The sequence below is a fragment of the Gaetbulibacter sp. M235 genome, assembly GCF_043876835.1.
Classification (GTDB): Bacteria; Bacteroidota; Bacteroidia; order Flavobacteriales; family Flavobacteriaceae; genus Yeosuana.
On sequence record NZ_JBAWJZ010000003.1, the window covers coordinates 264,462 to 280,119 of the forward strand.

Annotated in this window: 12 protein-coding genes; 1 reads left to right on the forward strand and 11 read right to left on the reverse strand. The window is 33.1% G+C overall.

Translation table 11 applies throughout. The features are described 5' to 3' along the window. Positions 1-148: 148 nt before the first annotated feature. Entirely contained in the window at positions 149-1,183 is a 1,035-nt protein-coding gene (locus tag V8G69_RS06435) for a LacI family DNA-binding transcriptional regulator (protein ID WP_394881007.1), read from the forward strand. Here V8G69_RS06435 and queG read toward each other — a convergent pair. The 11 genes from queG to V8G69_RS06490 form a co-directional block, all read right to left on the reverse strand. Then, positions 1,180-2,112 (reverse strand): tRNA epoxyqueuosine(34) reductase QueG, encoded by a 933-nt coding sequence (gene queG, locus V8G69_RS06440; protein WP_394881008.1) that lies wholly within the window; start codon positions 2,110-2,112, stop codon positions 1,180-1,182. The two genes, V8G69_RS06435 and queG, sit on opposite strands and share 4 nt — an antisense overlap. Next, the gene (locus tag V8G69_RS06445) at positions 2,113-3,096 is read right to left on the reverse strand and encodes a hypothetical protein (RefSeq protein ID WP_394881009.1); all 984 of its coding nucleotides are present in this window, start codon (positions 3,094-3,096) and stop codon (positions 2,113-2,115) included. A 56-nt stretch (positions 3,097-3,152) separates the two neighbouring features. Next, complete coding sequence (gene ruvB / locus V8G69_RS06450) at positions 3,153-4,175, reverse strand: Holliday junction branch migration DNA helicase RuvB (protein WP_394881010.1); 1,023 nt, start codon at positions 4,173-4,175, stop codon at positions 3,153-3,155. Between the two features lie 70 nt (positions 4,176-4,245). Continuing rightward, positions 4,246-6,036 (reverse strand): cbb3-type cytochrome c oxidase subunit I, encoded by a 1,791-nt coding sequence (locus V8G69_RS06455; RefSeq protein WP_394881011.1) that lies wholly within the window; start codon positions 6,034-6,036, stop codon positions 4,246-4,248. Positions 6,037-6,065: 29 nt separating this feature from the next. Next, complete coding sequence (locus V8G69_RS06460; RefSeq protein ID WP_394881012.1) at positions 6,066-7,133, reverse strand: cytochrome c oxidase subunit II; 1,068 nt, start codon at positions 7,131-7,133, stop codon at positions 6,066-6,068. Between the two features lie 30 nt (positions 7,134-7,163). Then, positions 7,164-8,513, reverse strand: coding sequence for a quinol:cytochrome C oxidoreductase (locus tag V8G69_RS06465; protein ID WP_394881013.1), 1,350 nt, complete (start codon positions 8,511-8,513; stop codon positions 7,164-7,166). 12 nt (positions 8,514-8,525) lie between these two features. Next, positions 8,526-9,083 (reverse strand): c-type cytochrome, encoded by a 558-nt coding sequence (locus tag V8G69_RS06470; protein WP_394881014.1) that lies wholly within the window; start codon positions 9,081-9,083, stop codon positions 8,526-8,528. Positions 9,084-9,091: 8 nt separating this feature from the next. Then, positions 9,092-9,622, reverse strand: coding sequence for a DUF3341 domain-containing protein (locus V8G69_RS06475; RefSeq protein ID WP_394881015.1), 531 nt, complete (start codon positions 9,620-9,622; stop codon positions 9,092-9,094). Between the two features lie 3 nt (positions 9,623-9,625). Next, positions 9,626-11,098 carry an NrfD/PsrC family molybdoenzyme membrane anchor subunit gene (nrfD, locus tag V8G69_RS06480; RefSeq protein ID WP_394881016.1) on the reverse strand — a complete coding sequence of 491 codons (1,473 nt, stop codon included), beginning with the start codon at positions 11,096-11,098 and terminating at the stop codon, positions 9,626-9,628. Between the two features lie 32 nt (positions 11,099-11,130). Further along, positions 11,131-14,223, reverse strand: a complete 3,093-nt coding sequence (locus V8G69_RS06485) for a TAT-variant-translocated molybdopterin oxidoreductase (protein ID WP_394881017.1) — start codon at positions 14,221-14,223, stop codon at positions 11,131-11,133. A gap of 30 nt (positions 14,224-14,253) precedes the next feature. Further along, on the reverse strand, positions 14,254-15,537 hold the full coding sequence (locus tag V8G69_RS06490; RefSeq protein WP_394881018.1) for a cytochrome c3 family protein: 1,284 nt from the start codon (positions 15,535-15,537) through the stop codon (positions 14,254-14,256). Positions 15,538-15,658: the final 121 nt, after the last annotated feature.

Sequence of the window (15,658 nt, forward strand, 5' to 3'; positions counted from 1 at the left end):
AATAATATTTTAGCTTAATTATTGAGCAATGTACATTTTAGAGCTAGTGAAAATATTTTTTTCGTAACGAAAACGTTTTCGATTTAAACGAAAACGTTTTCGTTTTTAAGTTTTTATGTATATTTATCTTTTAGAATTAAATCATTTTATGAAACCTATTACATTAAAACAAATAGCAGAGCACTTAAACATTTCGGTTACAACTGTGTCAAAAGCTTTAAAAGATTATCCAGATGTAAGTAAAAAAACAAAAGGCCTCGTAAAAGAATTAGCAAAAACCCTAAACTATAAACCCAATGCTTTTGCTGTTAATTTAAGAACCAAGGAATCTAAAACCATAGGATTAATAATTCCTGTAATTGTACACCACTTTTTCTCTAGTGTTATAAAAGGGATTGTTTCTCAAGCCGAAAAAAAAGGATATTTAGTGATTATTTTACAATCTAATGAATCCTATGAATTAGAAAAAAAACAAATAGATTTATTGCTACGACAACGTGTAGACGGTATTCTAATTTCCATAGCAAATGGCACAGCTAACTTTAATCATTTAAATGAAGTGATTGCACAAGACAAACCTTTAGTTATGTTTGATAAAATTGCCAAAATTGTAAAATGCTCAAAAGTCATAATAAATGATAGACAAGCAGCTTATACGGCAACAAAACATTTAATAGATACGGGTTGTAAACGTATTGCCCATTTTAGGGGTCCTCTTTTACCACAAAATTCAATTGATAGATTTCTTGGTTATAAAAAAGCATTACTTGATAATAATATGCCATACGATCCAAGTTTAGTTTATATATGTCAATGCGGAGATAAAAGCTTTGAAGAAGGGAAAAATAGTGCAAAACAGCTATTAAAAGATCATAATGATGTAGATGGTATTTTTATTAATACTGATTTAGTTGCTATTGGAGCTATGAGTGAATTTAATAAACAAGGTGTAAAAATCCCCGATGATATTGCCATAGTAGGGTTTAGTAATTGGTTTATGTCTTCTGTGATATCACCTACTTTAACTACAATAGATCAACCTGGTTACTTAATGGGGAAAACGGCATTCAAACAACTTTTTAAAGAAATGAATAAGAAGAAAAGTAACAAAACAATAGCCCCAAAAATAATTGAACTTGAAACAGCCATTGTAAAAAGAGAATCTACTAAAAATATAGATTAAGGTTTTTCTTGCTTTAAAAAATCAATATTTCCAATCAATCCTGAAAATTTAGTTCGCTTAACAGCAGAATTTTTAAATATTTTCATAAAAACATCCTCGGTAATTTCTTCCCAATCTTTTTTGGACATTGAAAGTAACTCTGGATTCGGATTGAATAAAGGTTCATTATGTGGTTTTGAAAATCGATTCCAAGGACAAACATCTTGACACACATCACAACCAAACATCCAATCGTCAAACTGTCCTTTAAATTCTGATGGAATGTTTTCTTTTAATTCAATGGTAAAATAAGAAATGCATTTACTTCCATCAACAACATATGGCTCTGTAATGGCTTGTGTTGGACAAGCATCTATACATTTGGTACAGGTTCCACAATGGTCTGTAGTTGGTAAATCGTATTCCAAATCAATATCAACAATTAATTCTGCAATAAAATAAAACGAGCCTACTTGCTGGGTTAATAAATTACTGTTTTTCCCTATCCAGCCTAAACCACTCTTGGCTGCCCAAGCTTTATCTAAAACCGGTGCAGAATCCACAAATGCGCGTCCATCAACCTCGCCAATTTCTTCTTGTATAAAATTAAGAAGTGATTTGAGTTTGTCTTTAATCACAAAATGATAATCTGTTCCGTAAGCATATTTGGAAATCTTAAAACTATTAACGTTTTGCTTTTCTTCAGGATAATAATTTAACAATAACGAAATAACACTTTTAGAACCTTCAACCAATTTGGTTGGATCGAGTCGTTTATCAAAATGATTTTCCATGTAATGCATTTCACCGTGCATATTGTTGTTTAGCCATTTTTCTAACCTTGGGGCTTCTTCTTCTAAAAACTGTGCTTTACTTATTCCACAAGACAAAAAACCGAGGCGTTTGGCTTCGGTTTTGATAAGTTGTGTGTGCCTTGTTTTTAGGTTCACTTAATGCAAATCAGTTTTAAATCCATTTTTGGTATAGATTGCTTTGCCATTTATGTTTTGACTCATTGAGAGCTCACCTGATTCGATATTTTCAAAATCGAAAATGATATCATTATAATAAAACAATCTATTTTTTATGAAATAATATTTTGCATTTGAAAATTTTTCAGAACTTATTATTAAGAGACCATCTTTACTAGTTATTTCTAGGTTCTTTGGCCAATTTGCGTTACTTTTCTTCAAACTATAATTGCCTTCAATTTTATTTAGAAGTGTTGAATCGTTAGTTATGTAACTCACAACGTCTGGAATAGAATCTTCATTTTTAACAATTTTAGCAATAGCTTTATATGAATTGATTGCATCAATCCTAAATCGTTGACTTCGCCTAAATACCCATCTATAATCATTCATGTAAGAAAGGATCTGATTTTTATGACTTAAATCGTTAAGATAATAATCAATGGCCTCATCAGTCCAATTTCCTAAATTGAGTTGTTGTGCCCATTTTTTACTATAATAACTATCAACATTTTCGTATACTGTGTTTTGAATTCTTCTATTGGATACATCTAAATCACTTTTGTCAATAACATACAAATGTTTTAATTCTTTAAGTAAGTCTTTATGTTCTTCAGAAACATTATCGATATTTTGCATCAAATTATCATAACCATTTGTTTGTACCTCATGACTATCATAATACAGATCTATAAATTGAACTTTCCAAGACATATAATCTTCATAAGTATATTTATTATTTAAAATTAAATCCTGAATTGAATCGATTCTTTTAAACCTATCAAATAAATTAATTGATTCTGTAATATCTGTAACCAAATCTACCTGAATCTCTTTAAGGATAGCTGTAATTTTTTCTTTATTTATTCTTTTTTCATTGTTATTATTTATATAAAGCGCAATAAGAATACCAATGACCACCAATATTATTTCACCAATGGCGTAGAAAAAATATTGGCTCACCTTATTTTGAGTCAATAATGATTGTCGAATTTTTCGAAAAAATTTAATCATCCTTATTAAAACAACCCTCCTTGAATATTTCCCTTTATTTTACCAAGATGTTTGTATGCTAATTCCGTTACTTCACGTCCTCGAGGAGTACGCATTATAAAGCCTTGTTGTATTAGAAAAGGTTCATACACTTCTTCAATGGTCTCTGAACTTTCGCTAACCGCTGTTGCAATAGTGGTAATTCCAACTGGTCCGCCTTTAAACTTATCAATAATAGTCGCTAAAATTTTGTTGTCCATTTCGTCTAAACCGTGGGCATCAACATTTAAAGCTTCTAAGGCAAATTTGGCTATTTTGATATCGATACTTCCATTACCTTTTATTTGAGCAAAATCTCGAACACGTCGTAACAAAGCATTTGCTATTCTTGGTGTCCCTCTACTTCTTCCAGCTATTTCAATAGCTGCTTCCATAGAAATAGGCACATCTAAAATAGATGCACTACGCTGTAAAATAGTGGTTAATAGTTCTGTATTATAATATTGTAACCTACTTTGAATACCAAAACGAGCACGCATTGGAGATGTTAACAATCCAGAGCGAGTAGTGGCTCCAATAAGTGTAAACGGATTTAAATTGATTTGAACTGTTCGAGCGTTAGGCCCAGATTCAATCATGATATCAATCTTATAATCTTCCATAGCAGAATACAAGTATTCTTCAACTATTGGACTTAAACGATGAATTTCATCAATAAACAAAACATCGCGTTCTTCAAGATTTGTTAGTAACCCTGCTAAATCTCCAGGCTTGTCTAATACTGGTCCAGAAGTTACTTTTATTCCTACCCTTAATTCATTTGCTAAAATGTGAGCTAACGTTGTTTTTCCTAATCCCGGAGGCCCATGAAACAATGTATGATCTAATGCTTCACTTCGTAAATTAGCAGCCTGTACAAATATTTGAAGATTCTCTAAAACCTGATCCTGACCAGTAAAATCATTAAAAGATAATGGTCTTAATTTCTTTTCTACATCAATCTCTTCTGGAGAAAAATGTTCGCTTGTTGGATCTAAGTTTTCATTCATAACAAACAAATATAAAGAAAAAGCCTTTCTAAAAATAGAAAGGCTTTTCAATATTATTTTTTATTTAAGTTTAATGTTGAAGCTCTTCTTCACCTTCCATTAAAGGAACATTTTGAGGCACAAAGTCTTCATCATGTCCTGGTTTGCTATAATCGTAAGACCAACGGTAAACATGAGGAATTTCTCCTGGCCAGTTTCCATGAAGATGCTCAACAGGAGTTGTCCACTCTAAAGTATTAGATTTCCATGGATTTTGCACAGCTTTTTTACCGTAGAAAATACTACTGAAGAAATTGTATAAATACACAATTTGAACAATCCCTCCTATTAAAGCGAAAATGGTTATAATAACATTCACATTAGCTAAATCATCAAATAATGGAAAATTTGTATTTGTGTAATAACGTCTTGGTAATCCAGCCATTCCAATAAAATGCATTGGGAAAAATACCCCATAAGCACAAACTGCAGTTACCCAGAAATGTATGTAACCTAAATTTTTATTTAACATTCTACCAAACATTTTTGGATACCAATGATAAATACCAGCAAACATACCATACAATGCAGATATGCCCATTACTAAATGGAAGTGAGCAACTACAAAGTAAGTATCGTGTACATTGATATCTAAAGCACTATCTCCAAGAATAATTCCTGTTAAACCACCAGTAATAAAAGTTGAAACAAATCCGATAGAGAATAACATAGCAGGATTCATTTGTAAATTACCTTTCCATAATGTTGTAATCCAGTTAAATGCTTTAACCGCAGAAGGTATTGCAATTAATAAAGTCGTGAATGTAAATACAGAACCTAAAAATGGATTCATTCCAGAAACAAACATATGGTGTCCCCAAACTATTGTTGACAAAAATGCGATGGCCAAAACTGAAGCAATCATGGCTCTGTAACCAAAAATTGGTTTACGTGAGTTTGACGCCATAATTTCAGAAACCAATCCCATAGCTGGTAAAATTACAATGTAAACTTCAGGATGCCCTAAGAACCAGAATAAGTGTTCAAATAACACAGGAGAACCCCCTTGATAATGTAATACTTCGCCTTGAATGAAAATATCTGATAAGAAGAATGAAGTTCCAAAACTTCTATCCATAATTAATAACAAAGCCGCAGATAATAACACAGGGAAAGAAATTACCCCAATTACAGCAGTGATAAAAAATGTCCATATTGTTAATGGAAGTCTAGTCATAGACATTCCTTTAGTACGTAAATTTATTACAGTAACTATATAGTTTAACGAACCCATTAATGATGATGCAATAAAAATTGCCATGGATACTAACCATAAGGTCATACCTAAACCAGAGCCACCTTGAGCCATTGGTAAAGCACTTAATGGTGGATAGATAGTCCAACCTGCTGCTGCTGGTCCAGCTTCAACAAATAATGAAATAACCATGATAACACTTGATAAGAAAAATAACCAATATGAAATCATGTTTAAAAATCCAGATGCCATATCGCGAGCACCAATTTGCAATGGAATTAATAAGTTACTAAACGTACCACTCAAACCAGCTGTTAGTACAAAAAATACCATGATAGTACCATGAATAGTAACCAATGCCAAATAAATATCAGCATCCATAACACCATTTGGAGCCCATTTACCTAATATTGCTTCAAATAATACATTTGGTTGTTCTGGCCATGCCAATTGCATACGGAACATCATAGACATAAATACACCTATAACCCCCATAATAGTACCTGTAATTAGGTACTGTTTAGCAATCATTTTATGATCTTGACTAAATATATATTTAGTAACAAAGGTTTCTTTGTGATGATGTCCGTGGTCGTCGTGAGCGTGAGTATCTTCGTGTGCTGACATAATCTTATATCTTGTTTATCTTTTTAAAATTAATTAATTAGAGAATTTTTGAATACTTTTTGCTCTTTAATCCAAGCATCATACTCATCCTGGGTTTCAACAACAATTTTCATTTGCATGTTGTAATGTGACTTACCGCAAATTTTATTACATAATAACAAGTAATCAAATTCATAAGGATCAAGAGCTTCACCTCCTTTGGCGATTAATTTTTTACTCTCTTCTACTCTAATTTTGTTAATATTCGCAACCTTTTCAGTTATTTCAGTTCTTTGACGCATTTCAGCTGTAGTAACAGTTGGCGTGAGTCCAAATTGTGTTATCATTCCTGGAACACAGTTCATTTGGGCTCTAAAATGAGGCATGTATGCTGAGTGCAACACATCTTGAGAGCGCATTTTAAACAATATGGGTCTTCCTACAGGTAGGTGCAATTCTTTAGTAATGACGTCATCTTGTCCATAAGAATCAGCTTCATCAATTCCTAGAACATTAGCACGGTCAATATCTATTAAACGTACATTGGCTTTTCCTAATGTATTATCTTCTCCTGCATAACGAGCAGTCCAATTAAACTGTTGGGCATACAGTTCAATAACCATAGGATCATCACTTTCATCGACACCCATAATGTTAATCCAAGTGTTTAATCCGTAAATAATTAATCCTGCCAAAACTATTACAGGAATAATTGTCCAAATAGCTTCTAACTTGTTATTATCAGCAAAGAACAATGCTTTTTTACCTTTTTCTCCTTTGTATTTAAAAGCAAAATAGTATAATAAAAACTGTGTGATTGTTTGCACAACAAAAATTAACGTTAATGAAATAATCATTAAGTTATCAATTTGAGGACCATGTTCTGAAGCTGAATTTGATAATAAAGGTAAATTACCCCATTTTACAAAACACACGATTGTGATAATATAAATGAAAGCCAAAAAGCCCATCATTAAATATCCATTCATTCTGTTGTCACTATCATTGGCTACTTGTGAGTTTTCAACTTTAGCTTGAGCTAAATCAAAAATCTTCACCATTTGCCAAATGGCAACTAAAATAAATACTAAAACTATAATTGTTAATAAAGCAGTCATTGTTGTCGTTCGTCTTTATTTATTTCTTAATTAATAATGGAAATGTTCACTTTCTTTTCTAAATGGATATCCTTTTACAAGTAATGGCGCTTTTGTTAAAGCAGTAAACACTACTAATATAAATAATCCTGCAAAAAGTAATACTGAACTAATTTCAGGGATTCCAATAAACCATCTGTCTCCAACAGTTGCAGGCATTATCATGTTGAAAATGTCTACATAGTGTCCTGCTAAAATTACTAAACCAGTCATAACTACAAACCAAGGAACTCTCTTGAAATCTGCGTTCATTAACATAAGGATTGGGAAAACAAAATTCATGACAACCATACCTAGGAATGGTAATTTGTAATCACCAAAACGAGTTACAAAATATGTTACTTCTTCTGGTATGTTTGAATACCAAATAAGCATAAATTGTGAAAACCATAAGTATGTCCAGAAAATACTGAATGCGAACATAAACTTGGCAACATCATGTAAATGGTTTTCATTTACAAATTCTAAATAATTTCTAGATTTTAAGTAGATGGTAATTAAAGCTAAAACTGTAATACCGCTTACAAACATACTTGCAAAAACATACCATCCAAACAAAGTACTAAACCAATGTGGATCAACACTCATAATCCAATCCCAAGACATCATAGATTCAGTATAAATGAAGAATACTAAGAAAGCTGCAGAAATACGGAACGCCTTTTTGAAATTACTTTTATCTTCAGCTGTATCTTGAGCTATTGAAAATTTACGTGAAAAATGACGGTATAAACTCCATCCAGCAACAAAAATTAATCCTCTAATTGTGAACCAAGGTAAATTTAACCACCCTGATTTTCCTTGAATCAATTTATCATCTGCAACAACCTCAGGATCCATCCAAATAAATAAATTGTAATGTCCTATAGTTCCAGAAGCCACTGCTATAGCAATAACTATTAAAGCGCCCGGTAATAAATAAGCTGTCATACCTTCCATGACTCTAAATAATACAGGCGACCATCCAGCTTGTGCAGCTATTTGAATAGCATAAAATGCTAAAATTCCTAAAGAAATCATCATGAAGAAAAAAGCAGCTACATAAAGTGCAGACCAAGGTCTGTTTGCAATTTGATGTTGAACATGTTCTACATGCTCGTCACCATGATGCGCTTCTTCTACATTTGCTTCATGAGAAGTTGAACCATGAGCATCTTCAACAACAGCATGTGTTGTAGCCTCTGCATGACCATTACCGTGTTCTGATGCCTCTTCTGCCAGCATCATTTTTACTTCTTCTAAAGATTTATGAGATGTCATAAAACCATATCCAACACCTAACAACCCTAGAATTATTAGAGCGAAAGAAAATGTTCTTAATTTATTTGAAAATGTATACATATCTATATAATCTTACTTTTCTAAATCTGCTTTTAATTTAAGCACATAGGATACTACTTCCCAACGTTCTTTTTCACTTAATTGGTTTGCATATGAACCCATAGCATTTTTTCCATAATAAACTGTATGGTAAATACTGCCTTCAGTAATGGCTCTTGCTGGATCATCGTATCTTGGAATACCAAGAATTTTTTCTCTTTTTACAAGATTTCCTTGTCCGTCACCTTTAACGCCATGACAAATACCACAATAAATTTCGAATAATACTTTTGCATTATCTAAATTAACTTGTGTTGAATCTAACGGGCTTTTTAAAGTTTCCTTAGCTAATGTATATCCCTCTATTGAATTTTCATATTCAAAAAGACTGTGTCCTCTAGAAATTGTTCCTTCAGCAGATAATTGAGCTTCAACTCCATTGGCAAATGCCGTTGACTCACCATAAGTTTCATAACTTATTGGTGCGTACATATTAGGCATAAATTGATAGTTAGGAGCTGTATCCTTTCTACATGATGTCATGGTTATTAAAACGACAAAAATTACTGATATTTTAATTAAGCTTTTCATATGATTCATTAGTGGGCTTTATCAACTAAATTAATCTCAACTGCACCTGACTCTTTTAGCAAATTAGTTAACTCATTTTCATTACCATCAACAGCGATTTCCATTAAAAAATGATCGTCTGTTGTTCTAGGATCAGGGTTTTCAGATTTTTTAAATGGCCACATCCTACTTCTTAAATAAAAAGTGATAACCATTAAATGCGCAGCAAAAAACACTGTTAATTCAAACATAATTGGTACAAATGCTGGCATATTTTCTATATAACTAAAGCTTGGTTTACCACCAATGTTTTGTGGCCAATCTTTAATCATAATAAAGTTCATCATTGTAATTGCTACAGATAATCCAATTAAACCATAAATGAAAGATGCAATAGCAATACGTGTTGGTGCTAATCCCATAGCTTTGTCTAATCCGTGAACAGGAAAAGGTGTATATATTTCTTCTATATGATATCTTTCTGCCTTAACTTTCTTAACAGCTTCCATTAAGACATCATCATCATTATAAATAGCGTGAATTACTTTTGAAGTTTCCATATGCTACTCGTTATTTTTTGTTTGGTTTGCATCATCTCCTGAAGCGTATTTTGTAGAAGTTCTGGCATCAACACCAGTTCCTACTAAACTTTGTCCAGCTTCTCTTAATCTCTTATATTTTTCTCCAGAAGATTTTAATATTGTTTTTACTTCAGCTTGAGCAATTACTGGGAATGTTCTTGAGTATAATAAAAATAATACAAAGAAGAATCCAATTGTTCCAATAAAAATTCCAATATCAACAAATGTTGGAGAGAACATGGTCCAAGATGATGGTAAATAATCTCTGTGCAATGATGTTACAATAATTACAAAACGTTCAAACCACATCCCAATATTTACTACAATACTGATGAAGAAAGAAAACATAATGCTTGTTCTTAGTTTTTTGAACCACATAAATTGTGGTGAGAATACATTACAAGTCATCATAGACCAATATGCCCACCAGTAAGGTCCTGTTGCTCTATTTAAGAATGCATATTGTTCATATTCTACTCCAGAATACCATGCAATAAATAATTCGGTAATGTAAGCAACACCTACTATAGAACCAGTAATCATGATTACTATGTTCATTAATTCAATATGTTGAACTGTTATATAGTCTTCAAGGTTACACACTTTTCTCATAATGATAAGAAGTGTATTTACCATAGCAAATCCTGAGAATACTGCACCAGCAACAAAGTAAGGAGGAAAAATTGTAGTATGCCAACCTGGAATTACTGATGTTGCGAAGTCAAACGATACAATAGTATGCACAGAAAGCACAAGTGGAGTTGCTAAACCAGCAAGTACCAAAGATACTTCCTCAAAACGTTGCCAATCTTTTGCACGACCAGACCATCCAAAACTCAATAATGAATATATTTTCTTTTGGAAAGGCTTCACAGCTCTATCACGAATCATTGCAAAATCTGGTAATAAACCTGTCCACCAGAATACTAATGATACAGATAAATACGTAGAGATTGCGAAAACGTCCCAAAGTAATGGCGAGTTAAAGTTTACCCACAATGATCCAAATTGGTTTGGAATTGGCAATACCCAATATCCTAACCATGGACGACCCATGTGAATGATTGGAAATAAACCTGCTTGAACAACAGAGAAAATTGTCATTGCCTCCGCAGAACGGTTAATAGCCATTCTCCATTTTTGACGGAATAATAAAAGTACTGCAGAAATAAGTGTTCCTGCATGACCGATACCTACCCACCAAACAAAGTTTGTAATATCCCAGGCCCAACCTACGGTTTTATTTAAACCCCAAGTACCTATACCTGTTGATATTGTATAAATGATACATCCAATTCCCCATAGAAAAGCGGTTAGTGATATAGAGAAAACTATCCACCAAGATTTATTGGCTTTTCCTTCAACAGGTTTGGCCACATCAACCGATACATCGTGATATGATTTTTCTCCTGTAACTAAAGGTCTTCTAATAGGTGCTTCGTAATGAGACGCCATAATCCTTTTTTAATTATTTCTTAATTAATTTATTATGCTTCCGTAGCATTAACCACTTTTGTTTGGTACATCACGTTTGGTTTTGTTCCAACGCTTTCCAACAAGTGATACATACGGTTATCTTCTTTAAGTTTTGCAACTTTACTTTCTTTATCGTTGATGTCTCCAAATACCATCGCTCCATTGCTACACGCTGCAGAACAAGCTGTTTGGAATTCACCATCTTTAATCACACGTCCATCACGTTTAGCGTCAAGAATGGTTTTTTGTGTTTTTTGAATACACATTGAACATTTTTCCATAACTCCACGAGAACGTACAACAACATCTGGATTTAATACCATACGACCTAAATCATCGTTCATATGATAATCAAACTCATCATTTCCGTTATATAGGAACCAGTTAAAACGTCGTACTTTATAAGGACAGTTATTAGCACAGTAACGTGTACCTACGCAACGGTTGTATGCCATATGGTTTTGACCTTGACGACCATGTGATGTTGCTGCCACTGGGCAAACAGTTTCACAAGGTGCATGATTACAATGTTGACACATTACTGGTTGGAAAGAAACTTGAGGATTTTCAGAAGCATGTTCCATTTCTGCAAATTCACTTAATGAACTTGACAACCCTGAAATTTTATCTCTTTTTTCATTATCGCCTTCAAAAGTCTCTTCAGAAGAATAATATCTATCAATACGCAACCAGTGCATATCTCTACTGCGTCTTACCTCTGTTTTACCAACTACTGGCACATTATTTTCAGCATGACAAGCAATGACGCAAGCACCACAACCTGTACAAGCATTTAAATCGATTGATAAGTTGAAATGATGTCCAATTGAACGATCAAATTCATCCCATAAATCAACTTCTGGTGAAGTAACTGGCGTTTCTACATGATTTAAAGAAACCATAGGAACAGCATTCCAGTGTTCTTTATCTTTTGTATTGAAAATTTCTAACGTAGTTTCTTTAATAATACTACCACGACCCATTAACGTATTATGTAACTGAACACATGCAAATTCATGCTCACCAGCAGCCAATTCAACAGTTACATCTTGAACGTTATTAAAATTGTTATATAAAGTATAGGCGTTAACACCTGTTTGCATTTCTTGTTTTAATCCTAAAGTCTTTCCATATCCAAAGGATAATCCAACAGATCCAATTGCTTGACCTGGTTGAATAATTACTGGAACAGTAAGACTATTACCATTTACAGTTACTTTAACATAACTTCCGTTTAAAGCACCATTAGCTACATGAACATTTACTAAACCTAAAGCCTCAGCATCTTTTTTAGAAACAGTTAAATAATTGTCCCAAGATACTCTGGTGATTGGGTCTGGAAACTCTTGTAACCATGGGTTATTAGCTTGTTGACCATCGCCCATTCCTGTTTTAGTATACAATACTAATTCTAATGGACTTGATTTTGCAGAATTTGCTAAAGTTCTAGCTGCGTCACCTGAAGGAGTTTCCAAGCTATCTGAAGCATCTGTTGTATCTTCAACCTGAGTTGCAATTTCTCCAACAAAAATACCATCATGTAATGCTTGATTAAATGAGCTTGTTCCTAATATAGTTGTTCCCCAAGTTTCTTTTATATAATCATGGTATGAAACATCTTTTCCTGTCCATTTTAATAAAGCTTCTTGAAATTGTCTTGTATTAAATAATGGACGTATCGCTGGTTGAATTAAAGCATAATGTCCCTTTTTAATTTCAACATCACCCCAAGATTCTAAATAGTGTGGTAAAGCTGCAATAAATTGAGTTTTAGAAGATGTTTCATCTTCTTTCATTGAAAAAGTAACTGATAATTCAGTGTTTTTTAATCCTTCTTCAAAATCAGCAGCATTTGGTAAGGTATATAATGGATTTACACCACTCATAAAAATAGCACCAACTTTTCCTGCTTTCATATCAGCAACTAAAGTCATTACTTCTTTATCACTACCTTGTCTTGTTTTAATAGGTGCAGCTTTATCAAAAGCCTTACTATTTAAATATTCATTGATTTCAAGAGCTACTGTTTGAGCATTTACATCTTGAATTCCAGTTACAACTAAACCGTTGCTTCCTGCTTTTTTTAATTGAGAAGCAGCTTTTTTAACTGCATCTTCAATATTTTCAGGTAATGTTCCAGAAACAGAACCGCCAACTACATAACTGTATAACTTAGCTAAAGCTACTTTTTGTTGGCTTGGAGTTAATGGCACTCTTTTATCGGCATTAGCACCTGATAATGACATATTTGATTCAAACTGAATATGTCTTGACATTTTACCATTTTGAGGAATTCTATTTTTTGAATATCCAGAATCAAATCCGCCTCCTTGCCAATCTCCTAAGAAATCAGCTCCAACAGATACAATGGTCATAGCTTTTGAAAAATCGTAATTAGCTAAACCACGTTCTCCATATTTTGTTTGGTAAGCATCTAACGCAGAAGATTCAGAAATTGAATCATAAACTACATGACGCACATTACCATATTTTTCCTTAAATTCAGTAATTAACTTACTAGTTGAAGGACTTGCAAAAGTTTGAGTAAATAAAACAATGTCTTTACCAGAATCCTTTAACGATGTTAATTTTTGAATAACTTCTGCATCTAATTCATCCCAAGAAATTGAACTTCCTTCTTTTCTAGGACTTTGAACTCTTAAACTGTCATACAATCCTAAAACAGAAGCATTCACTCTAGCATTCGCACTTCCATTGGTAGTTGCTAAAGCGTTATTTTCTATTTTAATTGGACGTCCTTCTCGAGTTTTAACTAAAACGCTTGCAAAGTCATACCCATCTGCTATTGAAGTAGCATAATAATTGGCAACTCCAGGAATAATTTGTTCTGGTTGCACAACATATGGTATTGATTTAATAACTGGTCCTTCACATGCTGCCAATGTTGCAGCAGCTGTACTAAAACCAACGTATTTTAAGAAATCGCGACGTGTTGTTGAAGAAGCTTCTAAAGAATCTTTATTACCTAAAAATTCATCAGTAGGAATTTCTTCTACAAACTCGTTTTGTTTTAGCGTCTCAACAATAGAACTATTTTCGTTTAGCTCCTCAACACTTTTCCAGTATTTCTTGTTTGATGACATATTATATAATTGAATTACTTCTTTAATAAATTAATAATGACACTTACCACATTCTAAACCACCCATTTGAGCTTCGGTAACTTCCTTAACGCCATATTTCTTAGCCAACTGCTCATGTATTTTTTCATAGTAAGCATTGTCTTTCATGTTAACATTGGTAGTTCTGTGGCAATCAATACACCATCCCATGGTTAAAGGAGCAAATTGACTAACAACTTCCATCGTTTCTACTGGACCATGACAAGTTTGACACTCAACTCCTGCAACACTAACATGTTGAGAATGGTTAAAGTAAACAAAATCAGGTAAATTATGTATTCTTACCCATTTTACAGGCTGAGAATTACCAGTATATTGTTGTGCTGTATCATCCCATCCGGCAGCAGCATAAAGTTTTTTAATTTCTCCGTCATAAAATTCTTTAGTGAATTCTACAGATGTTTCCCCTTTGTATTCATAAATTGACTTATGGCAATTCATACAAACATTTAACGAAGGAATACCAGAAGTTTTACTTACTCTAGCAGAAGAGTGACAGTACTTACAATCAATTGCATTATCACCAGCATGAATTTTGTGAGAGAAATGAATTGGTTGTATTGGTTGATATCCTTGATCAACCCCAATTTGCATTAAGTACCCATAAACAAAATAAGCACTGGCTAACAACAAAAATATTGCAGTAACCAAAACCAAAAATTGATTTTGAGCAAAAGCTTTCCATAATGGCGTTCTTTTTGTTTCTGGCAAATCAATATCCTTTGCAGCTGCAAAGCGACGTAATGTTTTGTTAACCAAATACAGACCAGTAGCCAACAATACAAATAAAATTGCTAAGGCTCCTAGAATAAGTTCATTTGAAATATCTGAAGTTGCAGCTGTTTCTGTTGTAGTTGTTGCAGCTTGAGCTGCTGGTTCAGCTTTAACTTCAGCTGTATATGCTAAAATATTATCAATATCTTGGTCTGATAATTGAGGGAAAGCTGTCATTGCTGTACCGCCATACTCATTAAATACCTTATTTGCGTAAGCATCACCAGATTTTATAACTCCGGCACTATTACGTACCCACGCATATATCCATGCTTTATCTAAACCTTGATCATTTGATAATCTAGCTTCAACATTACGTAAAGCTGGTCCAGTCATTTTTTTATCTAACTGGTGGCAGGCAGCACAATTGGCATTAAACAATGATTTTCCTGTTGCCGGATCACCTTCCTGAGCAGAAAGTGAGGTTGAAAACGCTAATAGAATAATTAAGCCTAGACATAATAAGTCCTTACTTAATTTACAGTGAATAACCTGTCTCATATTATTGGTTGAATTAACTTCTAATCTTTGGTATGGTTTTTTCTATATATAAAATAGAGAAAATCATAGTTTAAAACGTAGGCAAAAGTAATATTTAAACTCGATTTTAGAAACGCAGAGT

What these genes read in the sequence shown, in the direction of transcription:
- V8G69_RS06455 (WP_394881011.1), bottom strand. Translation starts at nt 6,036, where the DNA reads ATGTCAGCACACGAAGATACTCACGCTCACGACGACCACGGACATCAT.
- V8G69_RS06485 (WP_394881017.1), bottom strand. Translation starts at nt 14,223, where the DNA reads ATGTCATCAAACAAGAAATACTGGAAAAGTGTTGAGGAGCTAAACGAA.
- V8G69_RS06465 (WP_394881013.1), bottom strand. Translation starts at nt 8,513, where the DNA reads ATGTATACATTTTCAAATAAATTAAGAACATTTTCTTTCGCTCTAATA.
- nrfD (WP_394881016.1), bottom strand. Translation starts at nt 11,098, where the DNA reads ATGGCGTCTCATTACGAAGCACCTATTAGAAGACCTTTAGTTACAGGA.
- V8G69_RS06475 (WP_394881015.1), bottom strand. Translation starts at nt 9,622, where the DNA reads ATGGAAACTTCAAAAGTAATTCACGCTATTTATAATGATGATGATGTC.
- V8G69_RS06490 (WP_394881018.1), bottom strand. Translation starts at nt 15,537, where the DNA reads ATGAGACAGGTTATTCACTGTAAATTAAGTAAGGACTTATTATGTCTA.
- V8G69_RS06470 (WP_394881014.1), bottom strand. Translation starts at nt 9,083, where the DNA reads ATGAAAAGCTTAATTAAAATATCAGTAATTTTTGTCGTTTTAATAACC.
- V8G69_RS06460 (WP_394881012.1), bottom strand. Translation starts at nt 7,133, where the DNA reads ATGACTGCTTTATTAACAATTATAGTTTTAGTATTTATTTTAGTTGCC.
- V8G69_RS06435 (WP_394881007.1), top strand. Translation starts at nt 149, where the DNA reads ATGAAACCTATTACATTAAAACAAATAGCAGAGCACTTAAACATTTCG.
- ruvB (WP_394881010.1), bottom strand. Translation starts at nt 4,175, where the DNA reads ATGAATGAAAACTTAGATCCAACAAGCGAACATTTTTCTCCAGAAGAG.